The 19,460-nt window shown below is 61.2% G+C and carries 22 protein-coding genes; 10 read left to right on the top strand and 12 right to left on the bottom strand.

Annotation, left to right across the window (positions count from 1 at the left end; genetic code table 11):
• Positions 1 to 28: 28 nt before the first annotated feature.
• From BSY240_RS18905 to BSY240_RS18885, 5 genes are all read left to right on the top strand, one after another.
• Complete coding sequence (locus BSY240_RS18905; protein ID WP_069044054.1) at positions 29 to 1,063, top strand: ABC transporter substrate-binding protein; 1,035 nt, start codon at positions 29 to 31, stop codon at positions 1,061 to 1,063.
• A gap of 70 nt (positions 1,064 to 1,133) precedes the next feature.
• On the top strand, positions 1,134 to 2,315 hold the full coding sequence (locus BSY240_RS18900) for a serine hydrolase domain-containing protein (RefSeq protein ID WP_069044053.1): 1,182 nt from the start codon (positions 1,134 to 1,136) through the stop codon (positions 2,313 to 2,315).
• Between the two features lie 17 nt (positions 2,316 to 2,332).
• A complete protein-coding gene (locus BSY240_RS18895) occupies positions 2,333 to 4,003 on the top strand; it encodes an amidohydrolase (protein ID WP_069043341.1) in 1,671 nt (556 codons plus the stop codon).
• 14 nt (positions 4,004 to 4,017) lie between these two features.
• Positions 4,018 to 5,694 carry an amidohydrolase gene (locus BSY240_RS18890; RefSeq protein ID WP_069043340.1) on the top strand — a complete coding sequence of 559 codons (1,677 nt, stop codon included), beginning with the start codon at positions 4,018 to 4,020 and terminating at the stop codon, positions 5,692 to 5,694.
• Positions 5,691 to 6,371, top strand: a complete 681-nt coding sequence (locus BSY240_RS18885) for a TetR/AcrR family transcriptional regulator (RefSeq protein WP_069043339.1) — start codon at positions 5,691 to 5,693, stop codon at positions 6,369 to 6,371. Before BSY240_RS18890 ends, BSY240_RS18885 begins: the two co-directional genes overlap by 4 nt.
• Here the strand turns inward: BSY240_RS18885 and BSY240_RS18880 are convergent.
• On the bottom strand, positions 6,368 to 7,207 hold the full coding sequence (locus tag BSY240_RS18880) for an amidohydrolase family protein (protein ID WP_069043338.1): 840 nt from the start codon (positions 7,205 to 7,207) through the stop codon (positions 6,368 to 6,370). The genes BSY240_RS18885 and BSY240_RS18880 overlap by 4 nt on opposite strands.
• 29 nt (positions 7,208 to 7,236) lie before the next feature.
• On the bottom strand, positions 7,237 to 8,037 hold the full coding sequence (locus BSY240_RS18875; RefSeq protein ID WP_069043337.1) for an IclR family transcriptional regulator: 801 nt from the start codon (positions 8,035 to 8,037) through the stop codon (positions 7,237 to 7,239).
• 134 nt (positions 8,038 to 8,171) lie between these two features.
• Here BSY240_RS18875 and BSY240_RS18870 point away from each other — a divergent pair, with 134 nt between their 5' ends.
• Both BSY240_RS18870 and BSY240_RS18865 read left to right on the top strand, forming a co-directional pair.
• On the top strand, positions 8,172 to 8,906 hold the full coding sequence (locus BSY240_RS18870) for an SDR family oxidoreductase (protein ID WP_069043336.1): 735 nt from the start codon (positions 8,172 to 8,174) through the stop codon (positions 8,904 to 8,906).
• A gap of 74 nt (positions 8,907 to 8,980) precedes the next feature.
• Positions 8,981 to 9,823, top strand: coding sequence for a fumarylacetoacetate hydrolase family protein (locus BSY240_RS18865; protein WP_069043335.1), 843 nt, complete (start codon positions 8,981 to 8,983; stop codon positions 9,821 to 9,823).
• A 66-nt stretch (positions 9,824 to 9,889) separates the two neighbouring features.
• On the opposite strand, the gene BSY240_RS18860 is transcribed toward BSY240_RS18865, so the two are convergent.
• The 3 genes from BSY240_RS18860 to BSY240_RS18850 form a co-directional block, all read right to left on the bottom strand.
• Positions 9,890 to 10,600: an outer membrane protein gene (locus tag BSY240_RS18860; RefSeq protein ID WP_171901598.1), complete on the bottom strand. Its 711-nt coding sequence runs from the start codon at positions 10,598 to 10,600 to the stop codon at positions 9,890 to 9,892.
• A gap of 130 nt (positions 10,601 to 10,730) precedes the next feature.
• Entirely contained in the window at positions 10,731 to 12,230 is a 1,500-nt protein-coding gene (locus tag BSY240_RS18855) for an NAD(P)(+) transhydrogenase (Re/Si-specific) subunit beta (RefSeq protein WP_054147949.1), read from the bottom strand.
• 21 nt (positions 12,231 to 12,251) lie between these two features.
• Positions 12,252 to 13,823, bottom strand: coding sequence for a Re/Si-specific NAD(P)(+) transhydrogenase subunit alpha (locus BSY240_RS18850; RefSeq protein ID WP_054147948.1), 1,572 nt, complete (start codon positions 13,821 to 13,823; stop codon positions 12,252 to 12,254).
• A gap of 262 nt (positions 13,824 to 14,085) precedes the next feature.
• On the opposite strand from BSY240_RS18850, the gene BSY240_RS18845 reads away from it, so the two are divergent.
• Complete coding sequence (locus tag BSY240_RS18845) at positions 14,086 to 14,250, top strand: DUF1328 domain-containing protein (protein WP_069043333.1); 165 nt, start codon at positions 14,086 to 14,088, stop codon at positions 14,248 to 14,250.
• Positions 14,251 to 14,320: 70 nt separating this feature from the next.
• Here the strand turns inward: BSY240_RS18845 and BSY240_RS18840 are convergent, their stop codons facing one another.
• Positions 14,321 to 15,076, bottom strand: a complete 756-nt coding sequence (locus tag BSY240_RS18840) for a Crp/Fnr family transcriptional regulator (RefSeq protein WP_082347554.1) — start codon at positions 15,074 to 15,076, stop codon at positions 14,321 to 14,323.
• 122 nt (positions 15,077 to 15,198) lie between these two features.
• Between BSY240_RS18840 and BSY240_RS18835 the strand changes: the two genes are divergently transcribed.
• On the top strand, positions 15,199 to 15,597 hold the full coding sequence (locus tag BSY240_RS18835) for a response regulator (RefSeq protein WP_069043331.1): 399 nt from the start codon (positions 15,199 to 15,201) through the stop codon (positions 15,595 to 15,597).
• On the opposite strand, the gene BSY240_RS18830 is transcribed toward BSY240_RS18835, so the two are convergent.
• Positions 15,565 to 16,131, bottom strand: a complete 567-nt coding sequence (locus BSY240_RS18830; protein WP_054147945.1) for an RNA polymerase sigma factor — start codon at positions 16,129 to 16,131, stop codon at positions 15,565 to 15,567. The genes BSY240_RS18835 and BSY240_RS18830 overlap by 33 nt on opposite strands.
• A complete protein-coding gene (locus BSY240_RS24530; RefSeq protein WP_054147944.1) occupies positions 16,128 to 16,403 on the bottom strand; it encodes a NepR family anti-sigma factor in 276 nt (91 codons plus the stop codon). The genes BSY240_RS18830 and BSY240_RS24530 overlap by 4 nt, the downstream gene beginning before the upstream one ends.
• 103 nt (positions 16,404 to 16,506) lie before the next feature.
• On the opposite strand from BSY240_RS24530, the gene BSY240_RS18820 reads away from it, so the two are divergent.
• A complete protein-coding gene (locus BSY240_RS18820) occupies positions 16,507 to 16,671 on the top strand; it encodes a DUF1328 domain-containing protein (protein WP_069043330.1) in 165 nt (54 codons plus the stop codon).
• A 76-nt stretch (positions 16,672 to 16,747) separates the two neighbouring features.
• Here BSY240_RS18820 and BSY240_RS18815 read toward each other — a convergent pair whose 3' ends face one another.
• The 4 genes from BSY240_RS18815 to BSY240_RS18800 all read right to left on the bottom strand — a co-directional run bounded on the left by BSY240_RS18815 (position 16,748) and on the right by BSY240_RS18800 (position 19,444).
• Positions 16,748 to 16,939 (bottom strand): hypothetical protein, encoded by a 192-nt coding sequence (locus BSY240_RS18815; RefSeq protein WP_054147943.1) that lies wholly within the window; start codon positions 16,937 to 16,939, stop codon positions 16,748 to 16,750.
• Between the two features lie 2 nt (positions 16,940 to 16,941).
• Positions 16,942 to 17,271 (bottom strand): hypothetical protein, encoded by a 330-nt coding sequence (locus BSY240_RS18810; RefSeq protein ID WP_236759282.1) that lies wholly within the window; start codon positions 17,269 to 17,271, stop codon positions 16,942 to 16,944.
• Positions 17,272 to 17,359: 88 nt separating this feature from the next.
• Positions 17,360 to 18,421, bottom strand: coding sequence for a zinc-binding metallopeptidase family protein (locus BSY240_RS18805; RefSeq protein ID WP_054147942.1), 1,062 nt, complete (start codon positions 18,419 to 18,421; stop codon positions 17,360 to 17,362).
• Positions 18,422 to 18,466: 45 nt separating this feature from the next.
• Positions 18,467 to 19,444, bottom strand: coding sequence for a sensor histidine kinase (locus tag BSY240_RS18800; RefSeq protein WP_082347547.1), 978 nt, complete (start codon positions 19,442 to 19,444; stop codon positions 18,467 to 18,469).
• Positions 19,445 to 19,460 lie beyond the last annotated feature (16 nt).

The raw sequence follows: 19,460 nt of genomic DNA, 5'->3' as shown, positions 1-19,460 counted from the left end.
AACCAACAGAGAGGAACGGAGAATGACAATGAAATGGATGACGACCACGGCGATTGCCGCGATCTCGGTGCTGAGTTTCGCAGGCGCGGCCTCGGCCGCCGGCGAGCTCAACATCTACAACTGGGGCGACTATACCAGCCCGGAGCTGATCAAGAAGTTCGAGGAGCAGTTCGACGTCAAGGTGACGATCACCGACTATGACTCGAATGACACGGCGCTCGCCAAGGTCCGCGCCGGCGGCCATGGCTTCGACATCGTCGTGCCCTCGGCCAACTACATGCCGATCTGGATCAACGAGGGCCTGCTGCTCGAGGCTCGTCCGGACCAAATGGAGAACTTCAAGAACGTCGATCCGCGCTGGGCCGATGTCGAGTGGGATCCGGGCCGTCGTTACTCGGTTCCGTGGCAGTGGGGTGTGACCGGCATCGGCGTCAACACCAAGTTCTACAATGGCGACATCAACACCTCGGCGATCTTCCTCGACCCGCCGGAAGAGCTGGTCGGCAAGCTCAACGTCACGCCCGAAATGAACGACGTCCTCTTCGCGACAATCAAGTATTTTGACGGCGACTGGTGCACCACTGACAAGGAAGTTCTGAAGAAAGTGCGCGACAAGCTGGTGGAAGCCAAGACCAAGTGGCTCGCCATGGACTACAGCGTCACCGACAAGCTGCCGACCGGCGACTATGCCGGCGTCTACTACTGGAACGGCGCCATCATGCGCTCCCGCCTGCAGAACCCGGACGTCAAGTTCGGCTATCCGAAGGAAGGCTATCCTGTCTTCATGGACAGCGTCGTCATCCTGAAGGATGCCAAGAACGTCGACAACGCCAAGGCCTTCATGAACTTCATCATGGCTCCGGAAAACGCCGCCATGCTGTCGAACTTTGCCAAGTATGCCAACGGCATCACGGGTTCGGAAGCATTCATGGATAAGGACATGCAGGGCGCGCCGGAACTGGTGATCCCCGCTGAACTGGAGAGTGCCGGCGAGTTCCTGCTGAGCTGCGAACCCGACGTGCAGCAGCTTTACACCCGGATCTGGACCGAAGTGCAGAAGTAACGCTGAACCACAAATGAAAAGACGGACACGGGAGGGCTTGATTGCCCTCCCGCAGGAGGAGCATGCCCTGATGACGACGCAGTTTGCCAAGGCCTATGGTTTCGAAAGACGGAACGTGACGCTTGCCAACTGGCGCGCGACCCCGTTTAGCCGCTTCAGCTTTGGCCATGCCGAGGAAGTGGTACCGAGCGCCATGATCGCGGCCAGGACCGAGGTGAGTGAAGGCGAACCCGTTGCGTCCGATCTTCTGTCGCTGGCGCTGCCGCAGGGACTGGCCGGGCAGCCGGACGTCCGCGCTTATCTCGACTATGCCCATACCGACGCCTTCGTGCTGATGAAGGCGGGCACGATCGTCGCCGAACACTATGCGCCGCATGCCGGCATCGACCAGCGCCATATTGTGTTTTCGATCAGCAAGTCGCTGACCGCACTTGTCATCGCCTCGCTGGAAGCCGACGGGCTTATGGACCCCGATGCGCCCGTCACCAGCCTGCTGCCCGAAGCAGCTGGCTCCGCCTATGGCGACTGCAGCATCCGTGACGTGCTCGACATGCGCGTCAGCCTCGGTTTCGACGAGGCCTATCTGAACACCGACGGCGCCTACGCCCGCTACCGCCGCGCCACGCTCTGGAACCCGGCCGATCCGTCCCAGCCGGATGAAACCTTGCTGGCCTTCCTACTCACGCTGAAGAAGGATGCCCATCCGCATGGCGGCGCGCATTTCTATGCGTCGCCGAACTCCGACCTGCTCGGCATCCTGATTGAGCGCGCAACCGGCGAACGCTATGCCGATGTCCTGTCGACGCGCCTCTGGAAGCCGCTCGGCGCGAAGAACCATGCCAGCGTCACTGTCGATGTCGAAGGCACGGCGCGGGCCGCCGGCGGCATCTCGGTCACCGCCCGCGATCTCTCCCGCGTCGGCGAAATGCTGCGCAACGGCGGCATGGTCGACGGAAAGCGCCTCATCCCCGAAGCCTGGCTCACCGACATGCTGACGGCAGGCGATCACCAGGCCTGGGTCGATGGCAAATCCAACTTCTTCCCCAAGGGTCGTTATCGCAGCCAGTGGTACCAGTCCGGAGAACCGGACGGTGCCTTCTGCGCCATCGGCATTCATGGCCAGTGGCTTTACGTCGACCCATCAACTGAGACCACCATCGTCAAACTCTCCTCGCAGCCCAACCCGCTGGATGACGAGCTGAAACACGACAACTTCGCCTTCTTCCGCGCGCTCAGCACGTGGACCGCATGACTTCAGAGGAGCCTGAGATGGCAACCACCGCAGACATCATCATTACCAACGGCCTGGTTCTCACCATCGATCCGGCAGCCCCCCGCGCCGAAGCTGTCGCGCTCGCCGGCAACCGGATCCTCGCAGTCGGCACGCGATCAGAGATCGAGGCGCTGGCAGGACCCGAGACGCAGACCATCGACGCCAAAGGCGCGACCATCATGCCGGGCTTCAACGAAGCTCATATGCACATCTTCCCCGGCTCCGTGTCGCTGCGCCAGCTGAACCTGCATGGGGTCCAGGGCTTCGAGGCGCTCAAGGCAGCCATCCTCGACTATGCAGAGAAGAACCCGGATGAGCCGCTGCTGATGGGCTTTTCCGCCGATTATTCGATCATCTCGCTGACCGAACCCTGCACCCGCCACCACCTTGATGCCATTTTGCCCGACCGCCCCTTCATGATGTTCGCGCCCGACCATCACACCGCCTGGGCGAACACGGCAGCACTGGAGAAGGCGGGCATTCTGCAGGGCAAGGATGTCGGCATCGGCAACGAGATCGTCATGGGGGCCGACGGGCTGGCTAATGGCGAGCTGCGCGAGGGCAATGCCTTCGGCCCAGTCTCCGCGCTCGCTTCAACGGGGGGGCGCGAAGAACTCGGCATGGTCACCGGTATGGACCCGGAAAATGTCACGCCGGAGCAGTTCGCCCTCGACCGCGCCATCCTGAAGGCCGGCCTCGACTACTGCGCCTCATGGGGCGTTACCTCGATCCAGAATTTCGACGGCAATCATTACCAGTTGCGGCTGATGCGCGATCTGGAGCTTTCAGGCGAGCTCTCCTGCCGCATCCGAATTCCCTATCACATGAAAAATTTCATGGCGCTGGAGGATCTCGACAAGGCGGCCGCATGGAAGAAGGAATTCGCCACCGACATGCTGCGCGGCGATTTCGTCAAGGTATTCATGGACGGCGTACTGGACAGCCAGACGGCCTATATGCTCGACGGCTACGGTGACCGTCCCGGCTACACCTATGAGCCGCTGTTTACGCCGGACGCCTTCAATGCGATCGCCACCAAGGCCGATGCGCTCGGCCTTCAGGTCGCCGTTCATGCCATCGGCAGTGCCGCCATCCGCCAGACGCTCGACGGCTACGAGGCGGCGTTGAATGCCAACGGCCCACGCGGCAATCGCCACCGCATCGAGCATATCGAGATCATCCATCCGGACGACATCCCGCGCTTTGCCACCCTTGGCATCGTCGCCTCCATGCAGCCGGTGCATTACCCGGGTGGCACATGCTTCCCGGCAGAACCGACAACGGCCAAGATCGGCGAGGATCGCTGGGACCAGGCCTATGCATGGCGGACGATGAAAGAAGCCGGAGCCCATGTCGTCTTTGCCTCGGACTGGCCGGTTTCTCCGGTTTCACCATTCCAGTGCATCCAGGATGCTTTGACCCGCAAACCCTGGAAGGACGGTCTGAAAGATCAGCGCTTCTCGCTGATGGAAGCACTCGAAGCCTACACTTCGATCGGCGCCTGGGTGGAATTCATGGAAGATCGCAAGGGAATGCTGAAAGCAGGCTATCTCGCCGATGTTGTGGTCCTCACCAAAGATATCGAAGCCGTGTCACCCGAAGCGATCATGGACACCGTCCGCCCCGCCGTCACCATCTGCGACGGCCACATCACCTTCCAGGCTTGAAGAAAGACCGTCCCATGAGCGCCGATCTCGTCATTCACAATGCCAGCATCCTGACCATGGATGACGCGCATCCGCGCGCAGAAGCGATCGCGCTCACCGGAAACCGCATCATGGCAGTGGGCGGCAATGCCGAGATCCTTGAGCTCGCGGGACCACACACACGCGTCGTGAATGCAGGCGGCGCCACGGTGCTTCCCGGTTTCAACGAAGCCCATATGCATATCTTCGGCGGCTCGGTCGCGCTCGGCGAACTGTCGCTCTTCGGCGTGAAGGGCTTCGATGCCCTTTCGAAAGCCGTTAAGGACTACGCCGCCGCCAACCCGGATCTGCCGCTGCTCGTCGCCCAGACGGCAGACTACACCATCCTCTCGGAAACTGAGCGCGTCACCCGGCACCATCTCGACCGTATCATCGCAGACCGCCCCTTCATGATGGTCGCGCCCGACCGGCATACGGCCTGGGCCAACACGATGGCATTGGAGAAGGCCGGTATCCTCCATGGCCGAGATGTCGGCGTCGGCAACGAGATCGTCATGGGCGAGGACGGTCTCGCCAATGGCGAGCTGCGCGAAAGCAACGCCATCCGCCCTGTCGCGTCGATGAGCGTGACCGGCGGTCGCGAAGGTCTCGGCGTCGGCACCGGCGGTGATCCAGAGCATGTCACTCCGGAAGAGCGCGCTGCAGACATCGCGGTCCTGAAGAAGGGCCTCGCCTATTGCGCCTCGCTCGGCATTACTTCGTTCCAGAATATGGACGGCAATCTCTATCAGCTGGAAATACTGGAAGAGATCGAGAGGACCGATAGTCTTCCGGTGCGCATACGCATGCCCTTCCACATGAAGAACTTCATGCCGCTCTCCGACCTAGAAGAGAAGGCCGCCACCTGGAGGACCCGCTTCGACACAGACAAGCTGCGCTGCAATTTCGTCAAGCTGTTCATGGACGGTGTGACCGAGGGCGAGACGGCCGTCTTCGTCGACGACTACGCCCACAAGCACGGCTGGAAGGGCGAGCCGCTGTTCTCAGGCGAAGCATTCAACGCGGTCGCGATCGAAGCAAACCGCCTCGGTCTGTCGGTCGCAGTCCACGCGATCGGTGACGGCGCGGTGCGTTTGGTGCTCGACGGCTACGAGGCCTCGATCAACGCCAATGGCCGAAAGGACATGCGCAACCGCATCGAACATATCGAGGTGGTTCATCCCGACGACATCAAGCGCTTTGCCGAAACGGGCACCATCGCCTCGATGCAGCCAACCCATCCGCCGGGCTCCGCGGGGCTGCCGCTTGAACCCTATCTGACCTATATCGGCCGCGAGCGCTGGCCTTACGCCTTTGCCTGGAAAACACTGGTTGATGCCGGCGCGACAATCGTCTTTGCGACCGACTGGCCAGTCTCGCCACTGCCGCCGCTCAGCTGCATCGGCGATGCCCTGACCCGAAAGCCCTGGGCAGACGACATGCCGGACCATCGTCTTGGCCTGCACGAGACGCTTGCCGCCTATACTCGCACCAGCGCCTGGGTCGAATACATGGAAGACCGCAAGGGCGTGTTGAAGCCCGGCTACCTTGCGGATGTCGTCGTCCTCTCCGGCGATATCGAGGCGACGTCACCGGACAACATCGCCTCGCTTTCCCCTGTTCTCACGATCTGCGACGGCCGCGTCACCTTCGAAGGCGGAGGGAGCCGATGAGCGAGATCGCGGAAGCGTCCACCAACAGATCGACCGGCGGATCGACACGCGGGCGCCCGCCGGGCGCGACCCGCAAAGGCCTCGAAACCCGCGTCCGCATCATCAAGGGTGCCCGCGAAGCGCTCGAAGAGGGCGGCATGGAGGCGTTGACCACACGCCGCATCGCCGCCTCTGCGGGCGTCAAGCTCGCCACCCTGCACTACTATTTCGACAGCAAGGAAAGTCTGCTGCTCGCCGTACTGGAAGATCTGATTGCCGATATGGAAGTAGCGTATCGCCAGGACGTTGCCCTGCCGGAGGCGCCAGAGGACCGGGTGGAGGCACTGATCCGGGCAAGCTGGCGCTACATCCAGCGCACCCGCAACAAGCAGATCGCCCAGACGGAGCTGACACTTTATGCCCTGCGGACCAAAGGCTCCGAATGGCTCGCGACGCGGCAATACAATGCCTATATCGATTTCTACGGCCATCTCGTTTTCGAGGATGACAGCGACGAGGAACTGCGCCGCATCGGCCGCGCCGTCGCCCGTCAGATGCTGATCAGCATCGACGGGATCATCCTCCAGAGCTACGCCCTGCAGGATCTCACGGCTTCGAACGACGACATCGAGGCGCTCATCATTGCCATGCGCGGATATCTCCGCCGCCTCATGGCCGAGCGAGGCAAGGCCCGTTAGGCAAGCCCCCAGATGCCTCGAGCATTGCCGGAGAAGAGCTTGTCCTTCTCTTGCCCTGTGCAACCATGCAGCAGCGCTTGCGTCGTCGCGACCCAGGTCGAGAGCCCGCCTCCGAGCGTGCAGACCGGCCAGTCCGAGCCCCAGATCGCGCGATCGAAACCGAAGCATGCGATCGTGTGATCGAAATAGGGCTTGAGATCCTCCAGCGTCCAATTCTCCAGATCGCCATAGGCCGGGATGCCGGAGATCTTCACGCGGACATTCTCGCGCTTGGCAATGTCGGTGATCCCCGCTTTCCAGGTCTCGTAGCCATGCCCCTTGATATCGGGCACACCGCAATGGTCGAGGATGAAAGTGACATCGGGCGCAAGGTCGACCAAGGCCTTCGCCTTGTCGATCTGATGCGGCAGCATGCAGAGATCGAAGGTGAGACCCGTGCCTGAGAGCCGCTTCACATTCTCCCGAAACAGTGCGCCCTCCGACACATCGTCCGGCACGACATGCAGCACGCGACGGAAGCCTTTGACGAAGGGATTTGCAACCTGGGCTTCCAGATAAGCGGCAAATCCTGGATCTTCCGGGCGGCAGGAGGCGATCACACCCTGGATGAAGCTATCCGGTGCCTGCGACAACTCCTGGACCATGGCCGTTTCACCGGGGATGTCCTCGGGCGCGACATCCACCTCCATATGCAGCACCGAGGAAATCCCGAGCCTCTTCGCCTCCCGCGCATAGGTCTCCCAGGTGAAATCGGCATCGAGCGCGGCGACATCCTTCAGCCAGAGATAGCTGAGCTTGTCGCGGTAGATGAGGTGCAGATGGGTATCGATGATCATGTGTGGCCCCTCCCAAGGCCTTGAGAGATTCAGGTTATATCTGGGGCATCCGCACCAAGACCGGCGCCCGCCAGTGCGGAAATCCGACGTGCCGTTTCCCGCAGTGCTTCAAGCGTATGGGGGATATCGGGCGCCTCGGGCGCATTGATGATACCGATATACGGCACGGTCAGCGCGCCCAGTGCCTCGCCGTCCGCGCCGAGGATCGGGGCCGACAGGTTGGTGACGCCGGCAGTCTGGGCGCTCGGCATCATCTCGTAGCCGCGCGCACGGATTTCGTCGAGGTGGCGAGCAAAGGCCTCGGTCATGCGCCCCTCCGGTCCGCCGCTGGCCACATGCTCCGCCACCATCATCGCGCGGACCTCCGGGCTTCGATAGGCAAGAAGCACATGGCCGGACCCGGTATCGAAAAGGCCCATGCGCGAGCCGACCCGCATCGAGATGCCCCAATAGCCCGGCGCCTCGAGCTGGGCGATGACGACCGGATGGCCGCGGTCGTAGACGACGATATGGTTCTCCTGCCGGGTCACTTCCGCCAGTTCCCGCATCAGCGGCATGGCGAGCGAAGCGAGCCGCCGCGTTGGCGCATGTAACTGCGCAAGGCCAAACAGTTTGAGCGTCAGAACGTAGCGATCGCCATCGAGCCGCGCGACGTAACCGCGTTTCACCAGCCGATCGAGCATCCGGTAGAATTCATTTGGGCTACGGTCGAGCTTCTTGGCGATATCTGCCTGGCCCAAGCCGCCATCGACACCCGCAAGCAGTTCAAGAATGTCGAGCCCCTTGTCGAGCGCAGGCGCCCGGTAACGGTCCTGATCCACATCATTCACGCATGTCTCTCCTCGCAGTCCCGAACCACTCTTGACCTTTATGAATAAATGTTTTGCATATGAATGATGCTCGCATCGCCGGCCGGAATATGCAAGGGTCGCGTGACGAGGGATCGGCTGGAGGAGCCACGAGGATGAACCTGCCCCTGAAGAACAAGCATGTTTTGGTGACGGCCGCCGGCCAGGGCATCGGCCGCGCGAGCGCCATCGCCTTTGCCCGCGCCGGTGCGACCGTCGTCGCGACGGACATCAACACGGACGCCCTGGCGACGCTCGAAGGCGAAGCTGGGATCACGACGCGCCAGCTCGACGTCCTGAATGAGCAGGCGGTGACGGCCGTGGTGGCCGAGACCGGGCCCTTCGACGTGCTGTTCAACTGCGCAGGTGTCGTGCATGGCGGAACGGTCCTGGACATGGCCGACAAGGATCTCGACTTTGCCTTCGATCTCAATGTCCGCGCGATGATCCGCACCATCCGCGCCGTTTTGCCGGCCATGCTCGAGCGCGGCGACGGCTCGATCATCAACATGGCCTCAGTCGCGAGTTCAATCAAAGGCGTGCCGAACCGTTTCGCCTATACCGTCACCAAGGCAGCCGTCATCGGCCTCACCAAGTCAGTCGCCGCCGACTATGTGACGCAGGGCATCCGTTGCAACGCGATCTGCCCCGGCACCGTCGAAAGCCCCTCGTTGCAGGACCGCATGCGCGCACAAGGGGACTATGACGCCGCGCGCGCGGCCTTCATCGCCCGTCAACCCATGGGCAGGCTGGGCACGCCGGAAGAAATCGCCGACCTCGCCGTCTACATCGCCGGCGCCACCTATACCTCGGGCCAGGCCTTTGCCATTGATGGCGGCTGGACGATCTGAGCAATGCCCATACGGCATTGCAAACAGCAAGACACTCAGCGGCTGAGCCGCCACCTTCAGGAAGGAAGAAGACAATGAAACTGATGCGCGTCGGCCCGTTGGGTCAGGAAAAGCCTGCAATACTCGACAAGGACGGCAAGGTCCGCGACCTCTCGGGCCACGTCGCAGACATCGGCGGCGCCGCCATCTCGCCGGAAGGTCTGGCAAAGATCGCAGCCATCGATTCAGCCTCCCTGCCGGAGATTGCCGTCGATCGCATCGGCGCCTGCGTCGCTGGCACTGGCAAGTTCATCTGCATTGGCCTCAACTATTCCGACCACGCCGCTGAGACGGGCGCTGCCGTGCCGCCGGAGCCGGTGATCTTCATGAAGGCGACCTCGGCCATCTGCGGTCCGAACGACGACGTGCTCATCCCCCGCGGTTCGGAGAAGACCGACTGGGAAGTCGAGCTTGGCGTCGTCATCGGCAAGACCGCAAAATACGTCTCGGAAGCGGACGCGATGGATTATGTCGCCGGCTACTGCGTCTCCCACGACGTCTCCGAACGCGCCTTCCAGACGGAGCGTGCAGGCCAATGGACCAAGGGCAAATCCTGCGACACCTTCGGCCCGATCGGCCCCTGGCTTGTCACGAAGGACGAGATCGCCAACCCGCACGACCTCAAGATGTGGCTCTCCGTCAACGGCAAGATGATGCAGGACGGCTCGTCGAAGACCATGGTCTACGGCGTCGCCCACGTCGTTTCCTACCTCAGTCAGTTCATGAGCCTCCACCCTGGCGACATCATCTCCACCGGCACGCCTCCGGGCGTCGGCCTCGGCATGAAGCCGCCGCAGTTCCTGAAGGCCGGCGACGTCGTCGAACTCGGCATCGAGGGTCTCGGCACGCAGAAGCAGACGTTCAAGGCGGATGCTTGATCAACCTCTAAAACAAAGACCCCCGCCAACGTGGCGGGGGTCTTTTTGTTTTCAGGCGATGCGCAATCAGAACCTGTAATTGACGCCAACCCGGATCAGGTGACTCGACGGGTCGGACTTGTAGCTATCCGTCGGGCTGACAGTCCCGAGCGGCGAGGTGCGCTGACGGTAATCGGTATAAAGATACTCAGCCTTGAAGCTCAGCGCATCGGTCATGGCATATTCAGCTCCCACGCCGGCGACGTAACCGAAATAGGTCTGCTGGTCTTGCCCGTTGATCGCGCCGACCACCGGATCGACGCCGCCCTTGCCACCGGCCACGGCGAGACCACCGGTCACATATAGAAGCGTGCGGTCCATGGCCACACCGACGCGCGCGCGCGCCGTACCTTGCCAGCCCAGCTCGTAGTAGCAGTTCTGGGAGGGGAAGCCTGCACAGGCCTTGTCGCCCTTAATCTTCGCCCAGGAAACATCCGCCTCGACACCATAGACCATGTTGCCGTTTTGGATGTTATAGCCCGCAGTCACGCCGGCGAGGCCGCCGCGCAAGGGCGTTTCGGAAAACAGCGTGCCCGAGCCGGTCTGCGTTTCCACTTCGCCGACGGCGCCACCGCCGACAACACCGATATAGCCGCCGCCCCAGTCGTGAATGATATCAGCGACATCGCCCTGTGGCGGCAGCGGTAGTGGTGCATTAGATGAATTAAGGTCGGCTGCCGTCGCTGCCGTTGTGATAAACCCGGCAGAAATACCGGCAAGAAACAACCTGATGCTCACGAAAACTCCTGCGATCACACTGGCCACCATCTAAGTGGCTTATGGTTAACGTCCGGTTTTCCTAGCAACCCATGGAAGAAAAAAGCCGGGCGTCACCACCCGGCTTTACAGTTTCGATCTGATCCGAAGCTTACTTGATCAACGGCAGGATGCTGTCGATCGACTTCTTCGCGTCACCGTAGAACATGCGCGTGTTCTCCTTGTAGAACAGCGGGTTCTCGATGCCGGAATAGCCGGTGCCCTGGCCGCGTTTGGAGACAAACACCTGCTTTGCCTTCCAGACTTCCAGAACCGGCATGCCGGCGATCGGCGAGTTCGGGTCTTCCTGGGCGGCCGGGTTGACGATGTCGTTCGAGCCAATGACGATGGCGACATCCGTTTCGGGGAAGTCTTCGTTGATCTCGTCCATTTCCAGCACGATGTCATAGGGAACCTTGGCTTCGGCGAGCAGCACGTTCATGTGGCCTGGCAGACGGCCGGCAACCGGATGGATCGCAAAGCGCACCGTCTTGCCGGAAGCACGCAGCTTGCGGGTCAGTTCCGACACCGACTGCTGTGCCTGGGCGACTGCCATGCCGTAACCCGGGATGATGATGACCGAGTCCGCATCATTGAGCGCATTGGCCACGCCATCGCCGTCAATCGCGATCTGCTCGCCCACGACTTCCATCTGCGGTCCCGTGGTTCCGCCGAAGCCGCCGAGGATGACCGAGACGAAGCTGCGGTTCATCGCCTTGCACATGATGTAGGAGAGGATGGCACCGGACGAACCGACCAGCGCGCCGACGACGATCAGGAGATCGTTCGACAGCGAGAAGCCGATGGCCGCTGCCGCCCAGCCGGAATAGCTGTTCAGCATGGAGACGACGACCGGCATGTCGGCGCCGCCGATGCCCATGATCAGGTGGTAACCGATGAAGAGCGCCAGAAGCGTCATCAGGATCAGCGTCCAGCTGCCGGCGCCCTGGAAGTAGAGGACCAGCAGGATCAGGGAGCCAAGGGCGGCAGCCGCGTTGAGCATATGACCGCCCGGCAGCTGCTTGGCCGTCGTGTTGACCTTACCCGCCAACTTTCCATAAGCGACCACAGAGCCAGTAAAAGTGATGGCACCGATGAAGACGCCGAGGAAGACCTCGATCTTCAGAACGGCGATCTCGGCACTGGTCTTCTCGGCAATCTTCAGGGCGAAGCCGCCGAAATCGCCAAACACCGTCGCCTGACCGGCCTGGGCCGCACAGGCCGCAGCGCTCAGCGGATCGCAGCCGGTGAGCCCGGCGTCGGCTAGTGTGCTGGCGATGCGCCACATCTCGATCTCGGCATTGAAACCGATGAAGACGGCGGCGAGACCGACCAGCGAATGCATGGCGGCCACGAGCTGCGGCATTTCCGTCATCTGCACGCGCTGGGCAACGACCCAGCCGATACCACCGCCAATGGCAATCATGACGACTGAGACGAACCAGTTGCCCGCACCAGGACCATAAAGCGTTGCGACGACGGCAAGCCCCATGCCGACGATGCCGTACCAGACAGCGCGCTTGGCGCTTTCCTGGCCGGACAGACCGCCGAGCGACAGGATGAAGAGAACGGCTGCGACGACATAGGCCGCTGTGGTGAATCCGTATTCCATGTGTGTGTCCCCTCCCCTAACTCAAGACTTCTGGAACATGGCAAGCATGCGCCGTGTCACCATGAAGCCGCCGAAGATGTTGATGCCGGCCATCAGGACCGACAGCGCACCGAGGATGATAACCAGGAAGTTACCGGACCCGATCTGCATCAGGGCACCCAGAATGATGATCGAGGAGATGGCATTGGTGATCGCCATCAGCGGCGTGTGCAGCGAGTGGCTGACATTCCAGATCACCTGGAAACCGACGAAGCAGGCGAGCACGAAGACGATGAAGTGGCTCATGAAGCTGGCGGGCGCATAAAGACCGGCAAGCAGGATCAGCGCACCGCCACCGGCGAGCAGCGCCACCTGATTGCGGGTCTGGGTCTTGAAGGCCAAGATTTCCTGCGCCCGCTTCTCCTCGGGCGTGAGCTCCTTCACCTTTTCCTTGGGCTTCGCAGCCGCGATCGCCTGGATCTTTGGCGGCGGTGGCGGATAGGTGATCTCGCCGTCCTTGGTGACGGTGGCGCCCCGGATGACATCGTCTTCCATGTTGTGCGCGACAACGCCGTCCTTGGCCGGCGTCAGATCGGTCATCATATGGCGGATATTGGTCGAGTAGAGCGTCGACGACTGCGCGGCCATGCGGCTCGGGAAGTCGGTATAGCCGACGATGGTGACACCGTTCTCGGAGACGATCTTCTGATCCGGCACGGTCAGGTCGCAATTGCCGCCGCGTTCTGCCGCGAGGTCGACGACGACGGAGCCGGGCTTCATTGCGGCGACCATGTCAGCCAGCCAGAGCTTCGGAGCATCCCGGCCCGGGATAAGGGCCGTGGTGATGACGATGTCGATCTCGGGTGCAAGTTCGCGAAACTTGGCCAGCTGTTTTTCGCGAAATTCCGGCGAAGAAGGGGCTGCATAGCCGCCCGTTGCCGCGCCGTCCTGTGTGGCTTCGAATTCGAGATAGACGAACTGCGCGCCCATGCTTTCGATCTGCTCGGCGACCTCAGGGCGGACGTCGAAGGCATAAGTAATGGCGCCGAGCGAAGTCGCGGTGCCGATCGCGGCCAGACCGGCGACGCCTGCACCGATCACCAGAACCTTGGCCGGCGGCACCTTGCCAGCCGCCGTCACCTGACCGGTGAAGAAGCGGCCGAAATTGTTGCCGGCCTCGATCACGGCGCGATAGCCGGCGATATTGGCCATCGACGATAGGGCGTCCATCTTCTGGGCGCGGCTGATGCGCGGCACCATGTCCATGGCAACGACGGTCGCGCCCTTGTCTTTGGCCTGCTCGAGCAGAGCCGTGTTCTGGGCCGGATAGAAGAAGGAGATCAGGGTCTTGCCAGGTCCGAGACGATCGACTTCAGCCGTTTCCGGGGGACGCACCTTGGCGATGATGTCGGCCGTTTCGTAAAGCGCGGCGGCCGTCTCGACCACTGTCACGCCGGCGGCGCGATAGGCGTCGTCGGACAAGCCCGCAGCCTTGCCTGCACCGCTTTCGATCACGCATTCATAGCCGAGCTTCTGCAACTGTGTGGCGCTGTCCGGCGTCATCGCGACGCGGGCCTCACCGGCATAAATCTCCCTTGGCGATCCGATCTTCAATCCCATCTCCCAAACTCCGTTCGAACGGGTTCTACCTACTGTCCTTCGCCCAAAGTCGAAGGACTCTCCGATCGCGGACACGACCAGAACTAAGGCCCCCTGTCTAGTCCAGCTCCGAGAACAAATGACGGTTTTGTCCCTAGGCTTATCCGCTTAAACCGATTTTTGTTGCAGCGCACACGCGCGGCTCCCGCCGACACCCAATGGAACAATTGACCGCTGGCCCTGTTTCCCAAGGGAACAACGCACCAAGGAGACCCACATGCTGCAATGGATCCTCATCCTTCTTCTGATCGCCGCCGTCGCAAGCCTGCTCGGTTTTCGGGGCGTGGCCGGCGCCTCGGCCGGCGTCGCCAAGATCCTGATTTTCATCGTCTTGATCGTCATGATCATCGCGCTTTTCACCGGCGTCCTCATCGTCGCCTGACGATAGTTTACCCAGACGTGAAAAGGCCCGCACGCTACCCAGGCGATGCGGGCCTTTTTGTACGCCCCGATCAGATCAGGGGCCTGACCCTTTGCTCGTCCGGGGTCCAGCCGGAAATTTCCTGCAGGCCGAGCGGGTCGACGATGTCGCAGCCCCGCTCGCGCCAGCGAATGAGCCCCCGGTCGGCGAGCTTCTTCAGCGTCTTGTTAGTATGGACAATCGAGAGCCCGAGCGTGTCGGCAAAATGCATCTGCGTCACGGGAATGTGGCGGTGATTGTCGCCGAGAATGCCGGAATTCATCCCACGGTCGAACAGGAAAGCGAGGAGGTAGGAAGCCCTTTCCAGCGCAGACCGGCGTCCGATGCTGAGCAGATGTTCGTCGAGAATGGACTCTTCGCGCGCGGCAAGCCAGGTGAGATCAAAGCCCAGCCCCGGATGCAACTCGAACAGGGAAAACAGGCGACTTCTTTCGAAGACGCAGAGCGTCATAGGTGTCAATGCTTCCACCGAATGCTGCATCTCGGCCATCACTGCGCCCTGCAAGCCGATCATGTCACCGGGTACGATATAGTTCAGGATCTGCCGTCGGCCGTCTTCGAGGATCTTGTAGCGAAAGCCCCAACCGGAAAGCACGGTGTAGAGATGTGCGCTGCGCGCGCCTTCGACGAGGACCGTGGTCCCGGGATCGGCAGCGAGCTCGCCGCGCTTGAAGGTGGAGACAAACTCCAGTTCCGCTTCAGTGAAGGGGCGGAACCGTTTCATCTGCCGCAAGGGACATTCGAAACAGCTGATGCGAATGGGAGAGTGACGCGGTTCAATTGCCACGGGATAACCTCGTTTGTCCGTCATGCTGTTCCAGGCTGGAACAATGAAGGCTGCACATGTCTTTTTTAAATGACGCTGGTCGGGGCACGTCCCATAACGCGCTCCTGACAAAAGGAAGTTCCATGATGACTGCGCCGCTCCGCGTTCTCGTTGCCGAGAACCAGTATCTGATTGCCATGGAGGTGGAGCGCATTCTTCTCGACGATCTGCCTTGCGATGTGACCATCGCCCCGCTGGCCCGCCTGGCGGAGGCCGTACAGACGACGGCATTCGATGTGGTGATCATCGACGCAGTCTTGCACGAGGCCTTGAATCTGGAACGTGCAGACCTGATCATGAAAGCCGGCGCGAAGCCGGTCTTTCTGTCGTCCTACGGCCATTTCACCGACATCCCAAGCATCGTGACCGCTCATCCGCTGGTCACAAAGCCGCCGCAGGCCCATGAACTGGCTGCGGCGGTTTTGAAAGCGGCGCATGGTCACGGGCCCTCAGACGGCGAAGGCCTTCTTGATGACCGCTGAGCTGTGCGCATCGGGGCCGTAATCGCCCTCGCCGCTCACACCCAGGATCTCCTGAAGCTTGTTGCGCGCCCGATTGATGCGGCTCTTGATGGTGCCCACGGCACAACCGCAGATCTCGGCGGCTTCTTCATAGGCGAAGCCGGAAGCCCCCACGAGAATGATCGCCTCACGCTGATCGCTTGGCAACTGATCAAGTGCACGCTTGAAGTCCTGCAGGTCGAGTGAACCATACTGCTGCGGATGGGTGGAGAGCTGCGACGTGAAGATGCCGTCGGTGTCGGAGACCTCGCGGCCACGCTTGCGCATCTGAGAATAGAATTCGTTGCGAAGAATGGTAAAGAGCCAGGCCTTCATGTTGGTGCCGGGCTCGAAATGATCCTGCTTCGCCCATGCCTTCATGATCGTGTCCTGCACCAGATCGTCGGCGACGTGATGTCGGCCGGTCAGCGATACGGCGAAGGCACGCAGGTTTGGCAGCGCTGCCAAGAGGTCGCGCTTGAAGGAGCGGGCGATCGACTTCTCGTCAACGGTCATCGAGCATTGTCCTTGATGCGAGTGGACTCACTGGCCTGGCGTTCGGCCACATCCAGTTGCTCCAGGAGCTGGAGGAACCGATCCGGAATCCCTTCTTCCTGTACCGACTGATAGTATTCGCGCAATTGCGCGGACACGCCGGGATGAAAGGCGGCCATTCCAGGCAGCCCGTTCGTAGCCGGCGCTTTCTTCGAATGTTCTGTCATTTGGTCCAACGGGTTTGAAACAGTGTCGCCTGACAACGCCAAAGGGCGCAGAAGGTTCCCGAACATGCAATTTTTTATTTCAACGCTGCGCCGCTCTCGAAACCGTGATCCCGATGGAACAAAGCCCAGTAGCCAACGTTCAACCGGCATCGAAACAGGAGAACCCAATATGCTTTATTACGCACTCGTATTTCTGGTCGTCGCCTTGATCGCTGGCGTCCTCGGCTTCGGTGGAATCGCTGGCGCATCGGCTGGTATCGCCAAGATCCTCTTCGGTATCTTCATCATTCTCTTCCTCATTTCGCTCGCCATGCGGCTCTTCCGTCAGGCGTGAACGGGAAACTAACGTAGCAAAAAAGGCCGCTTCCTAAGAAGCGGCCTTTTTTCATGGGACAAATTCGGATCAAAGCTCAGAGCATGATCCAGACGACAGCGGCGAATAGCAGGACGAGAATGACGCCGAGCGTCGTGACGGTGAAGGGGCCGTAGCGGGGCGGCACCTGAGATTCGAGGTCCTGGTCGAGGCCAGCCTGCTGTGCGACATGGCGGTTCTGCGAGTCGATATTGACGGACTTAGGTTCCGCCGAGGCTTCGGGCTTCATCTTCATTCTCCATAACGTTCGGCTGGGACGGGCGGCACCAAGGCCTGCGCTTCGGCAGGGCCCGCGGTTGACACAGGTGCGCCGAGCACCGCGAGCTTGTTCGGGTCGATCGTCTGACGGATGTTTCGACCAGCAACCAGATCGGCACTCACGGGGAAACAATCCCCATAGATGATCTCGGCCATGGCCCGAGCGCGCTTAAGTTCTTTCGGCAGCGCGCCATAGCAAGCCTCGTCCGTATCATAGGAGATAACAGCGACCGGGTCCTGCAGACAGGTGGTGTCTTGCGGATGGCAGGCCACAATGACCATTAGGGCAGCCATACTGTTCATGATCGTTCTCCGTGTTACCTGAAGGTTAACGCGAAGACTGCACGACAGTTCCGGGAACAACGGCGTGAGACGCCTGTTCTGCCGGGGTTTATGAGCGAATCAGGCCATGAATGTAGTGGAGTTTGCCAATCACCGGCTCGGACAGCACGAAGGGATAGAGATCCTGCTGCCCCATGCTGCGATTGATACTATTGATCGCCAGCGTCAGCGGCACCCAGGCGCGGATCAGGGCACCTGCACTGCCCATGCCATAGCTGTCGAAGGTTCGCGTCAACTCGATCGCCGGCAGATCGGCCTCGACATCGGGATTGGTTCTGAGGCCGAAGGCATCCGCCGTGTCGAGTGCATCGACGATGTGGAAGTAATGGGCAAAGGTCTCGGCGAAATCCTCCCAAGGATGGCTCGCGGCATAGGCCGAGATGAAGCTGTTCTCCCAACCTAGCGGGGGCCCCTCGGCATAGTGGCGTTTCAGAGCCTCGCCGTAATCGGCCCGCTCGTCGCCGAACACACTCCGGAAGGCCTCGAAGGCATTCCTGTCCCGCACGAGGACATTCCAGTAATAATGGGCCACCTCATGGCGGAAATGGCCAAGCAGAGTGCGGAAGGGCTCTCCGAGCGCCACACGCCGTGCCTCACGTTCTGCGTCGGAACCCTCGGCAATGTTCAGCGTGATCAGGCCCTCGGCATGACCGGTCAGCACTGGTCCGTCACTGCCGTCCGCCGGATCGTCTGCGAGGAATTCAAACCCCAGACCTTGCTCGGGATTGGCTTTACGCGTCACCAGCGGCAGCCTGAACCGCAGTAGCGAGTAGAACAGCCCGCGTTTCGCAAGCTCGATCCTCTGCCAGTTTTGCAGGTTTTCCGGCACCGACAGATCCGGGATCGTCACATTGTGCCGGCAGGCGACACAAAAGCCGCTGTCGTCCTCATCTTCAACGAGCCAGTTGCAACCACCGAGGGCTGCATTGGCGCAAGGCCGAGTGCTACCAGTTGCCGTCATACCCTGGTTCAGGGCATGCGTGCCAGAAGCATCCAGCGCCACCATGTCGAGACTTGTCGGACGGAAGGCCAGACGCGCGCCGCATGTGACGCAGCCGTCATTTTCGAAATGCACGACGTTCGAACAGTTGCTGCAACTGAACAGGCGCATGACCGTATCTTTCCATGAAAGGACACCCGCGGGGGCGCCAAAGGATCAGTCGAAGATCTCCAGCGGAAAGCGCAGCTCGTACCGCACCTGTCCGTCTGTCAGTTCGTGATGCGCCTCGCCGTTCACCGAAGATGGAACAACGCGTTCCAGCACGGTGCTGCCGAAGCGGGCCGCCTTGACTTCTTCGTTTTCGCGCGCGGTGAATGGTTCGGACCAGACGATCACCACCACCGGACCCGCGGGCGTTTCGAGCTTCCGGCACGAGACCTCGATCGGCTGACGCCGCTGCAGGAAATCGCCATGGCTGACGGCATTGACAACCAGCTCATGCAGGGCAAGCCCGATATGCAGCGAAGCATTGGGTGTCAGAAGAACGTCGTCGCCGGACACATGGACCAGATCGGCGTTTTCCTGAACGTAGCGATCGACCTGCTGCTTGAGGAGATCGCGGAAATAGGCCCCCCGCCAGCTGGAGTCGGTGATCAGGTCTTGCGACTGGGACAGGGCATGCAGCCGGCCCCGGAATTTTCCGAGGAACATGTCCAGCGTCCCGGAATAACGGGCCGTCTGAGATGCGATACTCTGGATGATGGCGAGAAGGTTCTTCGACCGGTGGCTGACTTCCCGCAGCAGTGCGCGCAAAAGCCTTTCACGACGCCGGTCTTCGGTGCGATCGATGACGACGGTGATCAGATGCAAGTCGTGATCCGCCATCTCGACCATGCGGCAGCGGAATTCGAAGAAAGTATCGTCTCCAGCTTCGATCTCGAGCTCCGCATGATCCCCGGCCTTATCGAGCCCGGACTTCAGCTCAGCGAGCTTTTGCCCGATCTCCGGCCCGAAGATCGTGTCGTCGGACGGAGTTGCGCCCGCCGCCAGCCGCCAGCGAGCCGGCAGCGAGGTGATGCAGACATAGGTACCATCTTTATCCTGAAGGGTGAGGCTGGCGCCCATATCGATGAGCGCGGTTATGAAGAACTCCCGCAGCTGTTCGTCGCCGCGCTGAGGTTCAAACCATGTCAACCGATGTACCAATTGC

This window comes from Agrobacterium sp. RAC06, assembly GCF_001713475.1.
Taxonomy (GTDB): Bacteria; Pseudomonadota; Alphaproteobacteria; order Rhizobiales; family Rhizobiaceae; genus Allorhizobium.
This window is presented reverse-complemented; position numbering and strand designations above follow the sequence as displayed.